Consider the following 15412-nt stretch of genomic DNA (forward strand, 5'->3'; position numbering starts at 1 on the left):
AGGTGAATCTGATGCATCATGTACTGCGACGTCTCGATCTGAATCTTCTGCCTGTTTTTGATGCCGTTTACCGGCACCGTTCGGTCAGGCTGGCGGCTGGTGAGCTGGCCATGAGCACCTCAGCGTTAAGTCATGCGTTAACGCGCCTGCGTGAATTTCTGAAAGATCCGCTGTTCTATCGCGAAGGACACCGGATGTGCCCCAGCGTTTTCGCGCATCAGCTGGCGCCTCATATTGCCGCATCCCTCGCCGTCCTCAATCAGCATCTCAGCCCGGTAAAGCCGTTTGAACCGCTGACCAGCACGCAATCTTTCCGGATTGCGGTTACGGATTACACCGCCTTCTGTATCTTTCCGGAACTGATTAAAGAGGTTGAAAAAAGCGCACCCGGCATAAATTTCGAACTCTGCCATCTGCCGCACAATCCTGCATTGAATGAATTACTGGCCGGTGAAGTGGACCTGGCGTTGAGTTTTAGCGAGCCGGATGATGTCAGACATCAGGATCTGGATGAGGTCGATTTGTTCAGCGATGAATTTGTGGTGATCAGTAACATCCGGCGTGTCAGCCTGACGCTGGAAGAGTATCTGGCGGCGGGTCATCTGGTGGTCACGCCGTGGAATGAAAAGAAAGGCCTGCTGGATACGCACCTTGCGCGACTGGGGCTGACGCGCCGGATCACCCTCAAAACGCCCTCAATGCTGAGCTCTCCGCATATTGTGGCGGAAAGTGAATTGCTGATGGCTATACCGTCTTATGTCGCCGGAAAAATTGCCCGATTAGCGAAGGTGAAAATATTCCCGCTGCCCTTTTTCGCCCCCGCTTTTACGGTGAAAATTTACTCCCACCAGCGTAGCGGCAAAAAATCTTCGGCCGACTGGCTGAAAAAGAATATTTTTCAGAGCATTCAGCGTCAGAATCTGACGCTTAATCACGCCCCTGCTCCTCAAATGCCGATCGGACTGCCTCAATAATCTGCCGGGCTTTTTCCTCCTCTTCAAACTGCGGGAACGCTTTTTTCAGCTTGCCGGACACCTGCCAGCCATTCTCCTTCAGCGAACGGATGATGCGGCTGGCATCCTGATCCGGCATCTCAATCACCTCTTTCAGACGCTGCTGCGCCCGCTGAAAAATCACCAGCACTCGCGCTTCGTCAGCCATTTCCGTTTGTACCGTATGCGCGATCACCCGGGCAGTGTAGAGCACCTGCTCTGTTAAGTCGGGATAGCGCCAGGCGAATCGCGCGTCGTCGTAGTCACTGAAACTGAAGTTGCTCAGCGTACCGTCCGGATAGGTGATCAGCTCACCGAAACGATAGCTGCCGGCGTAACGCCGCATCAGGCGTTTTGAAAAAACGTCCAGCGTGCGATCGTAGCCTGCACGGAAATCCAGTGAACTGGTGATGGTGGCGGAAACCGGCAGAATGACGCCGTCCGGTACGGCCCGATCGCGAATCAGCGTATCGTTGATTAAAAACCGGTGGATACGGCCATTGCCGTCGCGCATCGGGTGGATATAGACAAAACCAAAGGCGATAACGCCGGCACGCGCCAGCGGTTCAGCGCCGCGCGTGGCCTGTTCAAAAGCGTTCAGACCCTGCATAAAACGCGGAACGTCGGTGTAGTGCGGCGCAATGTAATGAACGATATCTTCCCGCATCGTTGCCTGTCCGACAAACACCGGCGAGCGGCGCAGTCCCAGCCCCAGCGCGTCGTGACCCAGAATGCCTTTCTGTAAGGTGTGCAGGCTGGCCTCACTGAGCGGATCGTCAAGCTGGCCGCAATATTGCGCAATCACATGCGCAAAGCGCTGAATGCGATCGGCCTGGCTGGCCTCTTTCTCAATCAGAAAACTGGCGCGTGATTCCTTAAACGTTAGCCAGTTGGCGGTACGCATCAGGGTATCGGCGCCAAATGCGTTATCCAGTTCGGCAAGTGCCTGCCGGAGATCAAATGCCAGCGCCTGTTCTGTCACGGCGGTCCGTCGCACGATGGGGCAGAAATCGACGCTGCCCGGCAGATTGTCATTGATACGCCAGCGTTTCGATCGCTTTATGCCGGTGCGCGTCAGGTAGGCTTTAGCCGAAATCGCATCCACATAGCCGCCGTTGGTCACATCCGGCACCGCCAGCGTCTCGCCGGTCAGCCACTCATAGAAAAAACCGGCACGGCGGGCATATTGGCCGTAAGGTTCACGGCGGCACCAGTTTTCCAGCGGCTCAGGGCCGGTGGTGGCAAACAGACGGGCCAGAAACTCCAGATGGAGCTCTTCATATTTGAGGCCAAAAGCGAAGTGACCGGCAAAATCGTCTTCCGGGCGATAGCTGGGCGGATAGCGGTTCTCTATCTGGCCCTGACTCTCATGGCGGGATCGCACCGTGCCGATGGCCGATTCAACACGCAGCGGTTGCGCCAGCTCGATAGCATAACGTTCTGATAGCGCCTTAAAACCGACCAGCATGGTTAAATCCTTTATCTTACGACTGAAAATAATAATAAAAGAGAGATTTAACACGGAAACGATAACTTCGCCAGTCAGAGAGGTTAACGGCTGCCTGAAAAGGGTAATAAAAAGAGGTCTGGCGGTGAAAATGCTAATAAGGAAGGAGCCATCAGAACCGGGCAGTTTTCACAAAGCCCTGTTTCTGACTAAAAACGCTGCGGAAAAGTGGGAAGTATGAATAAAACATGATGACCAGGATGATGAAACCCTTCCCCGCAGATGACCTGCGGAAAAGGGCTGACTATTCAGCTTAAAACGTTTCCCAGCCCGCTTCACTGGCAGGCTGTAATCGGGCAGTGAAAGCCGGCGGACTGGCTTTCACCGGCTGTGGCCGTTCAGTAGCGTGCTGCCCATCCGCAGCGACGCGGAATACGGCCACGGTCTGCTCAAGCTGGATCGCCTGGTCTTCCAGCGAGCTGGCCGCTGCGGAGGACTCTTCAACCAGCGCGGCGTTCTGCTGAGTCGTGGTATCCATTTCAGACATCGCCTGGGAAATCTGGGAAATGCCCCGGTTCTGCTCATCGGAAGCGGCTGCTATTTCGCCCATGATCTCTTTTACCTGACTCACCGAACGTACGATTTCATCCATCGTGTTACCGGCACGGTTAACCAGCACGGAACCACTGGTCACGCGGTTCACAGAATCACCGATCAGCGTCTCAATCTCTTTGGCCGCCACCGCGCTGCGCTGAGCAAGATTACGCACTTCGCCAGCCACTACCGCGAAGCCACGTCCCTGTTCGCCTGCACGGGCGGCTTCCACCGCGGCGTTCAGCGCCAGGATATTGGTCTGAAACGAGATGCTGTTAATGACCGTAATAATCTCGCCTATTTTGCCTGAACTGCTGCTGATCCCATCCATCGTAGCGATAACATCACGAATAATCTCTCCTCCGCGGCCCGCATTCACCGAGGCTTCGGTGGCCAGCTGGCTGGCATGATGCGCGTTTTCAGCATTCTGTTTCACCGTGGAGGTCAGCTGTTCCATACTCGCCGCGGTTTCGACTACCGCCGCGGACTGCTGTTCGGTGCGTGAAGAGAGATCGGTATTGCCGGCCGAGATTTCCGAAGAGGCGCGGGCCACACTGCTGACGCCGCTTCTGACGCTGACAATGATGTTTTTCAGGCTCTGATTCATGCTATCTATGGCCTGCATCAGCTGCCCTATTTCATCACCCCGACGGGTCGCCAGCGAAACGGTCAGATCGCCCTGCGCAATGCGTAACGCAGCGGCCAGCATGGTTTTAAGAGGTTGAGTGATCGCGCGCGTGATCTTCCAGGCGATAAACAGGCTCAGAAGAACAGACAGCAGAGCCGCAAAGGCGATCCGCATCTCAGCAACTTTGATAAAACCGGCTGAGAGCAGAGACTGGTAGGCAAAAATATCCCCGACCGAAGCGTTCAGCTGTTCAGCCGCCTGGGTCAGGGCCAGCGACGCGGCTTGTTCTTTCTCAAAATCGGCAGCGTAAGCTGACAGCGCCTGAACGTAGTGCTGACTGTCGCTGATGACGGCGGCGATAGCGGTCTGTTGCTCAGTGCTTAAAATGGAGAGCAACTGCGCGGCCTGTTGATCAATGGCGCTGAACCGCGTGAGCAAATCCTGCTTTTGCGTTTCATCCGGCTGAGCAACAAAGCGATCAACATTAAAAGCCGCTTCTTTCACTGCGGACGCCAGCTGCAAAACGGGCAGTGCGGCTTCCGGCAGCGTGGCCAGAGGGCTCTGTTCCAGATTATGCGCCTGGGTAAACAGGTTAGCTGACAGCATCGCGTCACGGGCTTTTGCCCGCACACCGGAAACCTGAATAAAGGCCTGACGCGATGACTGATAATTATTTAATTTCTCGCCCATCGCGCTGATTTTCGCCTCACCGTCAGCATCCCATTTAAAAGCCGATAGCTTTTTGTAGTGAGCGAACAGTTCGTTAATCGCCTGGACATTCAGCTCTGCATATTTTTGTTCTTTGGTGTACTGATAGAGCGTGCGATTGAGTCGGGCATTACTCAGGGTATTCACCATCTCCACGGTGACAGAACGGCGCGCTGAGTTATCTTTGATGTTGTTAAAACAACCAAAGGCAAGCAGTGCAATCACCAGTGATGCGGCAATCACAACAGCAAAACCGGCCCCCAGCTTTTTGCCCATTTTTATATCAGAGATTTTATATGCGAGGCCCATAAGGTTTACCTTTCATAAGAGGATGTATTGAGAAAAAAGAAAAAAGGTGCAGCAATGGGTTAAAAGAAGCCCTGTTGCAGTTATCGGCCAGCGCGGCCTAACCTTTAAATTCATTTAACAGTAACAGCGCGGGCAAAAAGGAGGGAACGGTGCGGAACGGTTTCTGCTGCTGAACGGCACTGCCCCAAACGCAGGTCATAAAGGTGGATATTATCACCGGGGAAAAAGTCAGTCCTCTACCGAATGGTGGCGCGGCACGACATCGGACAGGGCGAGTCACCGGTTGATCTGATCAGCCAACCGCAACAAAAACGCGAGCGGAGTCGCAAAAGCACCGGTGCTGGACGCACAACAGATTACGCGTTTTTGATATTAATCATTAAGCACGCTAATTATTATGACTGATTCAGGCAGGATTTTCTGTCGGATACCCGTCCGGGCCTGCGGTGCGACACTGGCACACCGCTCATCGCCAGGCACTGACGTGGGACTGGCGAAGCGGACCGGAGCAGGCTGAACGGTAAACCGGCCATCTTCAGCAGGAGGTTATTCTTCGATTACGGCAAGCGCCGCAGAAGAAGGCTGGGCTGGTGACGCATTAATGGCGTCATCGCCAGTTACAGGCAGACTGGGTATGAGGCTGATAGCTGCACGCCGCAACCGGACTGCTGGCGATGTCAGGGCTTACGTGCGATACAGAGCACCCCGATGATGATAACGGCTATGCCCGCCAGCCCGCGCCAGCTGAAAGACTCATGGAAAAAGGGCAGGCCAACGGCAGCCAGCCACACCAGTACATAACTCAGACTCAGCAGTGGATAAACCCGGTTAAGCGGAAAATGATGAAGCGCCTGAATCCAGCACAACATCGACAATCCGTAGGCGCCGAGTCCGGTCAGCAGCAGCAGCGCGGGAAGCAGAGCAAAAGAGGACGCCGCTGCGGCCAGCGCAGTCAGCTCAGGCAGTTGCGGCATCGCCCAGCGCATCATCAACTGTGCCATCGACACCAGTAACACGCTGCCCGCCACCCAGCCGTAGCCTTTCATCGCTGACTGCCCATCAGCATCACCCCAGCCACGACCAGCAGCGTGCCGCAGATCTGGCGCAGCGTTAAGCGCTCACGCCAGAGTATCCGCGCCGCCAGCGCCACAAAGATAAAATTGAGGCTCAGCATCGGATAGGCCTGGCTGACCGGCACCCGCTGCAGCACCACCAGCCAGAGCACCATCGCGATACCCAGCAACAGCACGCTGCCCGCGATCCAGCCAGAGGCCACCCGTCGGGAACCGCTTACGCGGGTTGCCTGTTTCTGGCACAGCTGGGCGCTGCAGCTGAGCAGGCTGACCAGCACGATCAGCACGATCATCACCGCGTCTGGCCATAATAGAGGCTGACCAGCCTGCCCTGGCGATAAACCGCGTCCGGCATCGGCACCTGCGCGCCGATATCGCTGTGTACCGAGTCGACCAGCAGCAACAGCGAGACGCTTCCCGTGCGGCGATGCGCCGCGAGCCAGCCACGGAATGCCGCCTGAGTGACGAAGCGGGATTGTGCGTCAGGATAGCTCAGGCCATATTCCAGCTCGCCTTTCTCATCATAAAATCCGATATCACTGCGGCGCAGGTGCCAGGCGACCGCCGAGGCGACGCCGGGATTATCCGCCAGAATATAGCGGCTGGTCGCCAGCCGATCGCTGATTGCTGCCACAAAATGCTGTGGCTGTTTGGCATCCCGTATCTTCTGCGGGATCACCTGCCCGACCACCAGCGCCACCATCAACGGACAGAGCGCTGCAGCCTGCCAGCGATGGCTGGCATAGCGGAGGCTGTAGAGGCCGATCAGCGACCAGCTGATGAATGCCAGCGCCGCCAGCGCCAGCTTGCTGTATTCACTGCGGGCAAACAGCGGATGGTGTGTCAGGCTCCACGGGGCCAGCACCAGCAGCAAAACAGCCAGCATCAGCGCGCCATACAGCACATTCAGCCAGCCATTGATTTTCAGCGCCCGTCCGGCCCGCTGCGCGGCGCTCAGACCGTAGTGCGCCATCAGCAGCGACAGCGGGACAAAACAGGGCAGGATGTAGGTCGGCAGCTTGCCTTTTGCCAGGCTAAAGAACAGCAGCGGCATCACCGTCCAGCTCAGCAGATAACGTGCGCCCGCCTGATGCTGACGTTCGCGCCAGCCCGTTATCAGCGCGCCCGGCAGCAGTCCCAGCCAGGGCAACGTCCCCAGCAGCAACACCGGCAGGTAATACCAGAACGGCGCTTTGTGTTGCGCATTGGGTTCGGCGAAACGCTGAATGTGCTCCACCCAGAAGAAGTAGTGCCAGAAATCGGGTGCCTGATGGGCAACGGCCAGCGCCCAGGGGGCGCTGATCGCCGCCGCTGCCAGCACCGCCAGCGGCCCATAAATCAGTAATTCTTTAAGTCGCTGGTGCCAGATCGCCCACGGCAGAATCGCCAGCACCGGTACCGCCAGCGCCAGAAACCCTTTGGTCATCAATCCCATGCCGCAGGCGAGGCCGAGCAGCAGATAACCGGCAAGGCGACCGGAGCGCGCAACAGATTGCGTTGCCAGCCAGTAGCTGCACATCGCTGCCGCCAGCCAGAGCATTAACATCGGATCGAGCGCCGCATAAGTGCCGACACCGTAAACCAGCAGCGAACTGAGGAAGATGATCGCGCCCATTGCCGCCGTCCGCGCCGAGCAAAACAGCCGTTTACCCAGCCAGTAAATCAGCACCGCGGTCAGCGTAGTGGCGATCACCGAACCGGCCCGCACGCCAAAAAGAGTATGGCCAAACAGCCACTGGCACAGCGTGTTGATCCAGTAACCTGCCACCGGTTTTTCAAAATAGCGCAGGCCGAAAAAGTGCGGCACTACCCAGTTACCGCTTGCCAGCATCTCGCGGCTGATCTCGGCGTAGCGGGTCTCGTCCGGCTGCCAGAGATCGCGGAACATCGGCGGGATCAGGTAATAGAGAGCAAAAAGGCTGACAAAAACCAGCCATCGGGTGGTTATACGCATCGGGCTATTTCACCTCATCAATCCGTTTCTGACAGCCCAGCCACCCTTCCCGTCCGGCAATCTCGCCCCTGACCACTTTGCCTACCGGCAGGGTGGAGAGATCGGCGGGCAGCAGCGCGCTTAACGGACAAAATTCAATGCCGTTGCGCCGGGCACAGGTCAGCAGCGTGGCAAAGTCCTGATAGCCGACAATGCCTTCCACTTCGGCATGAATGGTGTAAACCGGCGTTCCGCCAGCGGCCAGCATCTGATCAAGAATATAGCCGTTGAACCCATTGGCGCTGACCTGCCGACCCACCACTTCATCCCAGGTCGGCAGCGTGACCGGTATCTGTACTGTGCCAGTCTGCCCGTCAGGCAGCAGCGGCAGGAAAGGTTCGCTGCCGCGGCAATCACTGTTGTAGTGAAAACCAAAGTTCTGCTTAGCGGCCATCACCCGGCCATCGGCACGCCAGCCTGCGACAGCCGAGCAGCTGATGGGATGACCGAGAATGTCGCTTAGCGTCTCGCTGCCGCGCGCAATCTGTTCGATCAGCTTCTCTTCCGGCCAGACGCCAGCCCAGGTTTGCCAGGCAAAATGGTCCCAGGCGTGCAGCCCCACCTCATGCTGGCGGGCGGTCTCCTGCATAATGCGACTCAGACCGCGACCAATCGGCTTCCCTGGCCAGGCGGTGCCGGCCAGCAGGATGTCCCAGCCGTAGAGCGAGGCGGCGCGCGAGCGCATCATCTTCCACAGAAAAGCCGGCTTGATCAGACGCCACAGATGGCGTCCCATGTTGTCTGGCCCGACGCTGAAGAAAAAACTGGCGCGTATGGCATGCTGCCTGAATAGCGTCAGCAGCGCAGGCACGCCCTGCTGCGTGCCGCGCCAGGTATCCACGTCAATCCGCAGACCCACCTTTTTCATTGATGCTCAGCCTGCTGCTCAAGGGTACGCAGGAAGAAGTCGAGCGTATTATCGATGGTGGTATCCATGGTTACGGTCGGCGTCCAGCCCAGCAGCCGGCGCGCATTACGGATCGCCGGTTTGCGGTGTTCCACATCCTGATAGCCTTTGCCGTAATAGCTGCTGCTCTCCACCTCACGGAAACCGGCAAACGGTGGGAACTGATGACGCAATGGGTGACGTTCAAAGCTAGCCAGCAGCTGCTCTGCCAGCTCTTTGATACTGGCTTCGTTCTCCGGGTTGCCAATGTTGATGATCTGGCCGTCGCAGTTCTGCTGCTTGTTTTCAATAATCCGGAACAGCGCCTCTACCCCATCCTGAATGTCAGTGAAGCAGCGCTTCTGCCTGCCGCCATCAATCAGCTTGATTGGCGATCCCTCCACCAGATTAAGAATCAGCTGCGTGATGGCGCGCGAACTGCCGATGCGCGCCGCATTAAGGTTGTCCAGCCGCGGGCCCATCCAGTTAAATGGACGGAACAGGGTAAAACGCAGCCCCTCTTTTTCGCCATAGGCCCAGATCACCCGATCCAGCAGCTGTTTGGATACCGAGTAGATCCAGCGCTGCTTATTGATCGGTCCGACCACCAGATTAGAACCGTCCTCATCGAAGCTGGCATCAGTACACATGCCGTACACTTCCGAGGTCGAAGGGAAAATGATGCGCTTCTGATACTTCACGCAGTCGCGAATGATTTTGAGGTTCTCCTCGAAATCGAGTTCAAATACCCGCAACGGATTACGGGTGTATTCGATCGGTGTCGCAATCGCCACCAGCGGCAGGATGACATCACATTTTTTAATGTGATACTCAATCCATTCGGAGTGGATAGCGATATCACCTTCAACGAAATGGAAGCGCGGCTGATCCAGAAAACGGCTGATGGCGTCGGAACTGATATCCAGACCATAAACCTCGAAATGGTCATCCTGTAACAGCCGCTCGGTGAGGTGGTTACCGATAAAGCCGTTTACGCCGAGGATCAGCACCCGGGTACGGCGCTGCAGGACGGACTGCGGTTGCGAGTAAAGCAGCGCGCCCGGCACCATGCCTAAACTCTGTGCCAGCTGGCTGCCGTTCATGTAAACACCGTGCTCAGACTGTCCGGTCTGAATCTCCAGCGCCCCGTCGCCACAGGCGATCAGGAAAGGCTGTTTCGACAGCACGGTACCGGGCTTCGCCGCGTGTTGCTGCGGATGAACCCGGCTCTTCCAGACGATAAATTTGACCGAGCCGGCAAAGGCAAAAGCACCCGGCCAGGGATCGGTGACCGCTCTGACCAGATTGTGAATCGCCTGCGCCGGCTGATGCCAGTCAATACGACCATCTTCAGCGGTGCGCCGCCCCACCCGGCTTGCCTGGCTTTCATCCTGCGGCCATTCGCTGATCTGACCGCGGCGCAGATTGGGCAGCAGATCGTTCAGCAGTTGCTCCGCCGCCGCCGACAGTTTGCGGTGCAGCGTCAGCGCCGTGTCCTGATCCTCAATCGCCACCCGCTGCTGCGCCAGGATATTGCCAGCATCGGCCCGTTTCACCATCCGGTGCAGCGTAACGCCGGTTTCGCGCTCACCATTAATTAACGCCCAGTTGAGCGGTGCCCGGCCACGGTATCGGGGCAGCAGCGATCCGTGCAGATTAAAGGCGCCATGCCGGGCGCACGCCAGGATCTCATCGCTCAGCAGATGCCGGTAGTAGAACGAAAAAATCATGTCGGGCGCCATGGTGCGGATCCGGTCGAGCCAGATCGGGTGATTCGCCTCGTCCGGGGCATAGACCGGGATACCATGCTCAGCCGCCAGCCGCGCCACCGAACCGAAAAAGTGATTTTCGGTCGCCTCATCGTTGTGGGTAAAAATGGCGGTGATTTCATAACCTGCGTTCAGCAACGCAGTGATGCCAACACAGCCCATGTCGTGATAGGCGAAAACGAGGGTCTTCATAATGAACTTTCCTGTACTGATGGCTGTACTGAAGGCTCTTCAGGAGCCTTAACAACGCGTTGAACGAAATAGCGCGGACGCGCACGAACATCGTTATAAATCCGCCCGATATACTCACCGAGCAGGCCCATACCCACGAACTGCGCACCGATAAACATGAACAGCACGGCGAATAACACGAACACGCCGTCACCTGCCCAGGCGGCACCGAAGAAGAGACGCAGCACGATTAACACCAGGGAGAAGCCGAAGCCGGTGAGCGCAATGACGCTACCGACGACGCTGAGCCAGCGCAGCGGTGTGGTGGTCAGGCAGGTCACCAGGTCATACATCAGGTTAATCAGCCGCATAAAGCTGTATTTCGAGTCACCGAAGGCCCGTTCGGCATGGATCACCGGCAGCTCGATGGTGTGGCGGGCAAAGGTATTCGCCAGAATGGGAATGAAGGTGCTGCGCTCGTGGCAGTTGAGCATCGCATCGACAATATGCCGACGGTAGGCGCGCAACATGCAGCCGTAATCGCCCATCGCTTTACCGGTGACCCGCTGAATCAGCCGGTTCAGCGTGCGGGACGCCTGACGACGGAACCAGCTATCCTGCCGCTGTTGCCGTACCGTGCCGACCACGTCATAGCCCTGACGCGCGGCCTCAACCAGTCGGGGGATCTCCTCCGGCGGGTTTTGCAGATCGGCATCGAGCGTCACAATTAAATCGCCACGAACGTGGCTGAAGCCGGCCATGATGGCGGAATGCTGACCATAGTTACGGTTTAGCAGCACCCCAATCACCGGGCTGCCCGCAACGGCGGCGGCCTGTTCGATTATCTCCGCTGAGCGATCGCTGCTGCCGTCATCGACTAACAGGAGTTCATACGCTACTCCCAGCGGATCACAGGCTGCACGGGTGCGGCGAATCAGTTCTGGCAGACTCTCCTGCTCGTTGTAGACCGGAATCACCACGGAGAGCAGGTTGATGGGTTTAACGTCGCGCATCTCAGGCCTCCACAATCTCATGTAACGCCTGAATGACGCGATCCACATCCTGATCCGTCATCGACGGGAACAGCGGAATGGAACACATTTGCTGGCTGTTACGTTCGCTGGCGGGCAGTTGCAGCTGCGGGAAGCGCTCACGATAATATTTGTGGGTGTGAGCAGCGCGGAAATGCAGCCCGCTGCCAATCTCCCGCGCTTTCAGGGCCTGCATAAAGGCATCACGCGACAGACCGCAGCGCTGCTCATCAATGCGCAGAATAAACAGATGCCACGCGTGCTGATGAGGCCAGGCGGGCAGCGACAGCGGCGTGAACGGCAGTGACCGGAGTGCATCGAGATAACGCCGGGCTATCTCACCGCGTCGCGCAATAAACCCTGGCAGTTTTTTTAACTGCACCAGCGCAATCGCGGCGCTGATGTCAGGCAGGTTGTATTTAAAGCCCGGCATCATCACTTCAGCCTGTGGCTGGCGGCCGTGGGTCTGGCGATCAAAGGCATCCACCGCCAGCCCGTGAAACTTCAGGCTGCGAATGCGATCGGCCAGTGCGGCATCGTCCGTCACCACCAGTCCTCCTTCCGCACAGGTGATATTTTTGATGGCGTGGAAAGAAAAAATCGCGGTGCCTTCGCGCCCGACATGCTGTCCCTGATAGGTTGTGCCGACCGCATGTGCCGCATCTTCAATCACCGCGATACCGTGCTGGCGAGCCAGCTGGTAAATCGGTGCCAGATCAACCGGTACACCGGCATAGTGCACCGGGATGATGGCGCGGGTACGTGGCGTGATGGCGCGGGCAATCTGCTCCGGCATCACCATCAGATGATCCGGGTCCACATCAATCATCACCGGGGTCGCGCCGAGCAGCGTGATCAAATTCAGGGTAGAAACCCAGGTCATGGAGGGCGTAATCACCTCGTCGCCGGGCTGGATGCCCAGCGCCATCAGCGTGACGTGCATTCCCGCCGTCGCCGAGCTGACTGCGATCGCCTGCTGATTGCCGGTCAGCTGGATAAATGCCTGCTCCAGTTCGGCGCATTTCGCGCCGGTGGTAATCCAGCCAGAGTCGAAAACCGCTTTTACGGCGGCCAGTTCCTCATCACCAAACGCCGGGCGGGAAAAAGGCAAAAAGGCCATAGTGAAACTCCTGCAGCTCTAAACAATAAACAGGCACACAAGGTTAATCGTGCGCAACCCCAGTAATCGCGAGGAAATAGCGAATCTCCCGCCGGCACCCTTTCCAAAGAGAGCGTATTGTTCTTCTTAAGAAATTTAAAACATCAGACGGGTGATACACGCTAACGCACAAAAGTTAACTGAACATTAAATGAAGCCGGTTAAATTAAATAAAATAAATAAAACTTCATTTAATCATTTTCAAAAAAGTTCACTTATTTAATATTAATAATCATGTCAATTACCACTCTCTTCACTTTATTGATAATACGTTTATAATCGATGAAGATCAGGAGGTTCTCATGGCTTTGCCATCAATCTGAAGCAATAGTCCGGGCTAAGATAAAAACATTATTTTTCATGATGATAAAAATAAATCAGGCTTGAGATCGGCATGGAATAGCTATGTGACGGGCACGAAATAATAATTTGAATATAAATATTATCAGCTTAAGGTTTTCTTAATATTAGTCAGATCTGTTTATTCACGTCCTGACCGCGCATTGAGATCCCTTTTGTTGCTTTCAGGTCAGGACCCGGCGGGCCAGCAGTTTCAATTGGGAAGAAAATGCGGTTTTCGCTCAGGGATGGTTCCCGGCAACAAGGCTATTTTCACCGCCCCTGTTTACCGCGGATCGGGTTTATCCAGCGAAGAGTAAACCTGGTCAGGTTTTAAAATGAATAGATTCAGTCCGACAGACGTTAACACCTTATCTGCACGTAAAAGAGAGCCATCTGATGATCCGTACCGCCTGTCTGTTAAGCCTGAGCTGTTTCTTTAGCGCGTCGATTCATGCCGCGCCGATCACCTACGCCATCGCCACCGAAAAAACCGCCATCGGGCTCTCCTGGCGCGCCTTTGGCCACAGCTTTTCACAGGCGCATCTTGAGGGTGTAACCGGTACCGTGACGCTGAACCCTGAACAGGACAGGGATGATCATGTTGAGGTGAATATTCCCGTCAACACGCTGGTCGCCTCTAATGCGTTATTAACCTGGCAGCTAAAAAGTGACCAGTTTTTTGATGCGCAGCACTATCCCGGCATCCGCTTTGTCAGCAGCCGGGTTGCCACGCTGGGGGCAGGAGAATACCGCATCTTTGGCGTCCTGACGGTGAAAGATGTCAGCCGTCCGGTGGTGATGCTGGCGACACTGGAGGGAGGAGAGCCGCTCACGTCTTCAGCGCAGTCGCTGACGCTGCATGCGACCACCGCCATATCCCGCACCGCCTTCCGGGTTGATCGGCTGGTCGGGATAGTCGATGACCGCGTTGCTATTGCCCTCACCATTACTGCTAAGACGAAACCCCCGCTGTAAGCGCCGTCCGGCCAGCTTCGGCGATTGTGGTCAGTTGCGCTGGCGGATTGCGACCGATCAGCACAAACTGATGTCCCTGATTTGGCGGCAGCGATTCAGGCGGGCGGCACGGGATATGCCAGAGAGTGAGCAGGTCTGTTCACGCGCGTGCGGCAGACGAAAAACGCACAGCGCGTGAGTGACCGGCAGGCTGAGCGTCCGGCCGGTCCGGATCATAGCGACACTTTTTCAACCGCACAGAAGCGGTGCTCTGCCAGCGAGATCACCGCCGCTTCCGCGATCGCCTGGGCTTTCAGACCATCTTCCAGTCCCGGCAGATCGCTAACCGTCTCACCGTTGAGTGAACGGACAAAGGCATCCAGCTGCGCGTAGTAGGTGGCCTGCACCCGGCTGAACCAGTCGGGCAACAGCCCGGGCTGCGCGATCTGCGCGTTCTGATAACAGGTCACGCCGCGCTGCTGCTGACTCTCAGACACCAGCATCCCGCCCGCGCCCATCACGCTGATGCGTTCATCATAGCCATAGCCGGTACGGCGAGCGTTATCCAGCTGCGCCAGGCCGCCGCGTTGCAGCCGCAGCAGCAGCGTGCTGGTGTCCACGTCGGCAAAATCGCGGATGGCGGGCAGTGCCAGCGCCGCACCCATAGCCGCCACTTCCGTCACCTCGTCATCGGTGAGCCAGCGTAGCAGGTCAAAAAAGTGGATTGCCTGATCGCGCATCTGTCCTCCTGAAGCCTGTAAATAGGCGAGCGGCGGCATCTCAGAAGAACGGCAGACCATCTGAATAAGCTCAGCTGCACCGATCCGGCCCTCCCGGAGCTGCTGCCTGAGCTGCTGATGGCTGACGTCAAAGCGGCGATTAAAGCCAACCGTCACCGGCACATTGAAGGGTAAAACCCGGTCCACCACCCGGCATGCGCGTTCCAGAGAGAGATCGATAGGTTTCTCACAGTAGATCGCTTTGCCGGCACGCGCCGCCGTCTCCAGCAGATCGGCGTGGGTAGGCGTGGCGCTGGCGATTAACACCATATCGATGCTGTCATCATTGAACACCTGGCTGGCTGACGCGGCGCAGGCGGCAAAACGCGCAGCAAACGCGGCGGCGCGTGCGCTATCCGTATCAGCGACTGAGACCAGTTCTGTTGCAGGATGCGCCTGCAGATTGGCGGCATGTACCTCACCGATAAAGCCACAGCCGATCAGAGCAACGCGTTGCTTTTTATTCATTTATTTGAACTCCATCATAATCCAGCGGAAAGCGGCCTTTGCAGGATAACCTTGCTGGTTACACTGACCCCATCGCGTTTTTGAGGTGTTTACCTCAGGGGAAAAAACC

General features: G+C 56.9%; 12 protein-coding genes. 2 read left to right on the forward strand and 10 right to left on the reverse strand.

The window, feature by feature from the left end:
• Window positions 1–11 precede the first annotated feature (11 nt).
• Window positions 12–974 carry a LysR family transcriptional regulator gene (locus LZU96_RS22975; protein ID WP_233988914.1) on the forward strand — a complete coding sequence of 321 codons (963 nt, stop codon included), beginning with the start codon at window positions 12–14 and terminating at the stop codon, window positions 972–974.
• Here the strand turns inward: LZU96_RS22975 and LZU96_RS22980 are convergent.
• The 9 genes from LZU96_RS22980 to arnB form a co-directional block, all read right to left on the reverse strand.
• Window positions 928–2460, reverse strand: coding sequence for a Fic family protein (locus LZU96_RS22980; RefSeq protein ID WP_233988915.1), 1533 nt, complete (start codon window positions 2458–2460; stop codon window positions 928–930). The two genes, LZU96_RS22975 and LZU96_RS22980, sit on opposite strands and share 47 nt — an antisense overlap.
• Window positions 2461–2752: 292 nt before the next feature.
• A complete protein-coding gene (locus LZU96_RS22985) occupies window positions 2753–4678 on the reverse strand; it encodes a methyl-accepting chemotaxis protein (protein WP_293001476.1) in 1926 nt (641 codons plus the stop codon).
• A 677-nt stretch (window positions 4679–5355) separates the two neighbouring features.
• On the reverse strand, window positions 5356–5724 hold the full coding sequence (gene arnF, locus LZU96_RS22990; protein ID WP_233988916.1) for a 4-amino-4-deoxy-L-arabinose-phosphoundecaprenol flippase subunit ArnF: 369 nt from the start codon (window positions 5722–5724) through the stop codon (window positions 5356–5358).
• Window positions 5721–6044, reverse strand: coding sequence for a 4-amino-4-deoxy-L-arabinose-phosphoundecaprenol flippase subunit ArnE (gene arnE / locus LZU96_RS22995; RefSeq protein ID WP_233988917.1), 324 nt, complete (start codon window positions 6042–6044; stop codon window positions 5721–5723). The genes arnF and arnE overlap by 4 nt, the downstream gene beginning before the upstream one ends.
• On the reverse strand, window positions 6044–7705 hold the full coding sequence (gene arnT / locus LZU96_RS23000) for a lipid IV(A) 4-amino-4-deoxy-L-arabinosyltransferase (RefSeq protein WP_233988918.1): 1662 nt from the start codon (window positions 7703–7705) through the stop codon (window positions 6044–6046). Before arnT ends, arnE begins: the two co-directional genes overlap by 1 nt.
• 4 nt (window positions 7706–7709) lie before the next feature.
• Window positions 7710–8612 (reverse strand): 4-deoxy-4-formamido-L-arabinose-phosphoundecaprenol deformylase, encoded by a 903-nt coding sequence (gene arnD, locus LZU96_RS23005; RefSeq protein ID WP_233988919.1) that lies wholly within the window; start codon window positions 8610–8612, stop codon window positions 7710–7712.
• Entirely contained in the window at window positions 8609–10591 is a 1983-nt protein-coding gene (gene arnA, locus LZU96_RS23010; protein ID WP_233988920.1) for a bifunctional UDP-4-amino-4-deoxy-L-arabinose formyltransferase/UDP-glucuronic acid oxidase ArnA, read from the reverse strand. Before arnA ends, arnD begins: the two co-directional genes overlap by 4 nt.
• Entirely contained in the window at window positions 10588–11583 is a 996-nt protein-coding gene (gene arnC, locus LZU96_RS23015; RefSeq protein WP_233988921.1) for an undecaprenyl-phosphate 4-deoxy-4-formamido-L-arabinose transferase, read from the reverse strand. The genes arnA and arnC overlap by 4 nt, the downstream gene beginning before the upstream one ends.
• 1 nt (window position 11584) lies before the next feature.
• Window positions 11585–12721 (reverse strand): UDP-4-amino-4-deoxy-L-arabinose aminotransferase, encoded by a 1137-nt coding sequence (gene arnB, locus LZU96_RS23020; RefSeq protein ID WP_233988922.1) that lies wholly within the window; start codon window positions 12719–12721, stop codon window positions 11585–11587.
• Between the two features lie 777 nt (window positions 12722–13498).
• Here arnB and LZU96_RS23025 point away from each other — a divergent pair.
• On the forward strand, window positions 13499–14077 hold the full coding sequence (locus tag LZU96_RS23025; RefSeq protein WP_233988923.1) for a YceI family protein: 579 nt from the start codon (window positions 13499–13501) through the stop codon (window positions 14075–14077).
• Window positions 14078–14289: 212 nt separating this feature from the next.
• On the opposite strand, the gene LZU96_RS23030 is transcribed toward LZU96_RS23025, so the two are convergent.
• Window positions 14290–15303 (reverse strand): Gfo/Idh/MocA family oxidoreductase, encoded by a 1014-nt coding sequence (locus LZU96_RS23030; protein ID WP_233988924.1) that lies wholly within the window; start codon window positions 15301–15303, stop codon window positions 14290–14292.
• Between the last annotated feature and the right edge of the window lie 109 nt (window positions 15304–15412).

Source organism: Pantoea agglomerans, from assembly GCF_021397715.1.
Lineage (GTDB): Bacteria > Pseudomonadota > Gammaproteobacteria > Enterobacterales > Enterobacteriaceae > Pantoea > Pantoea astica.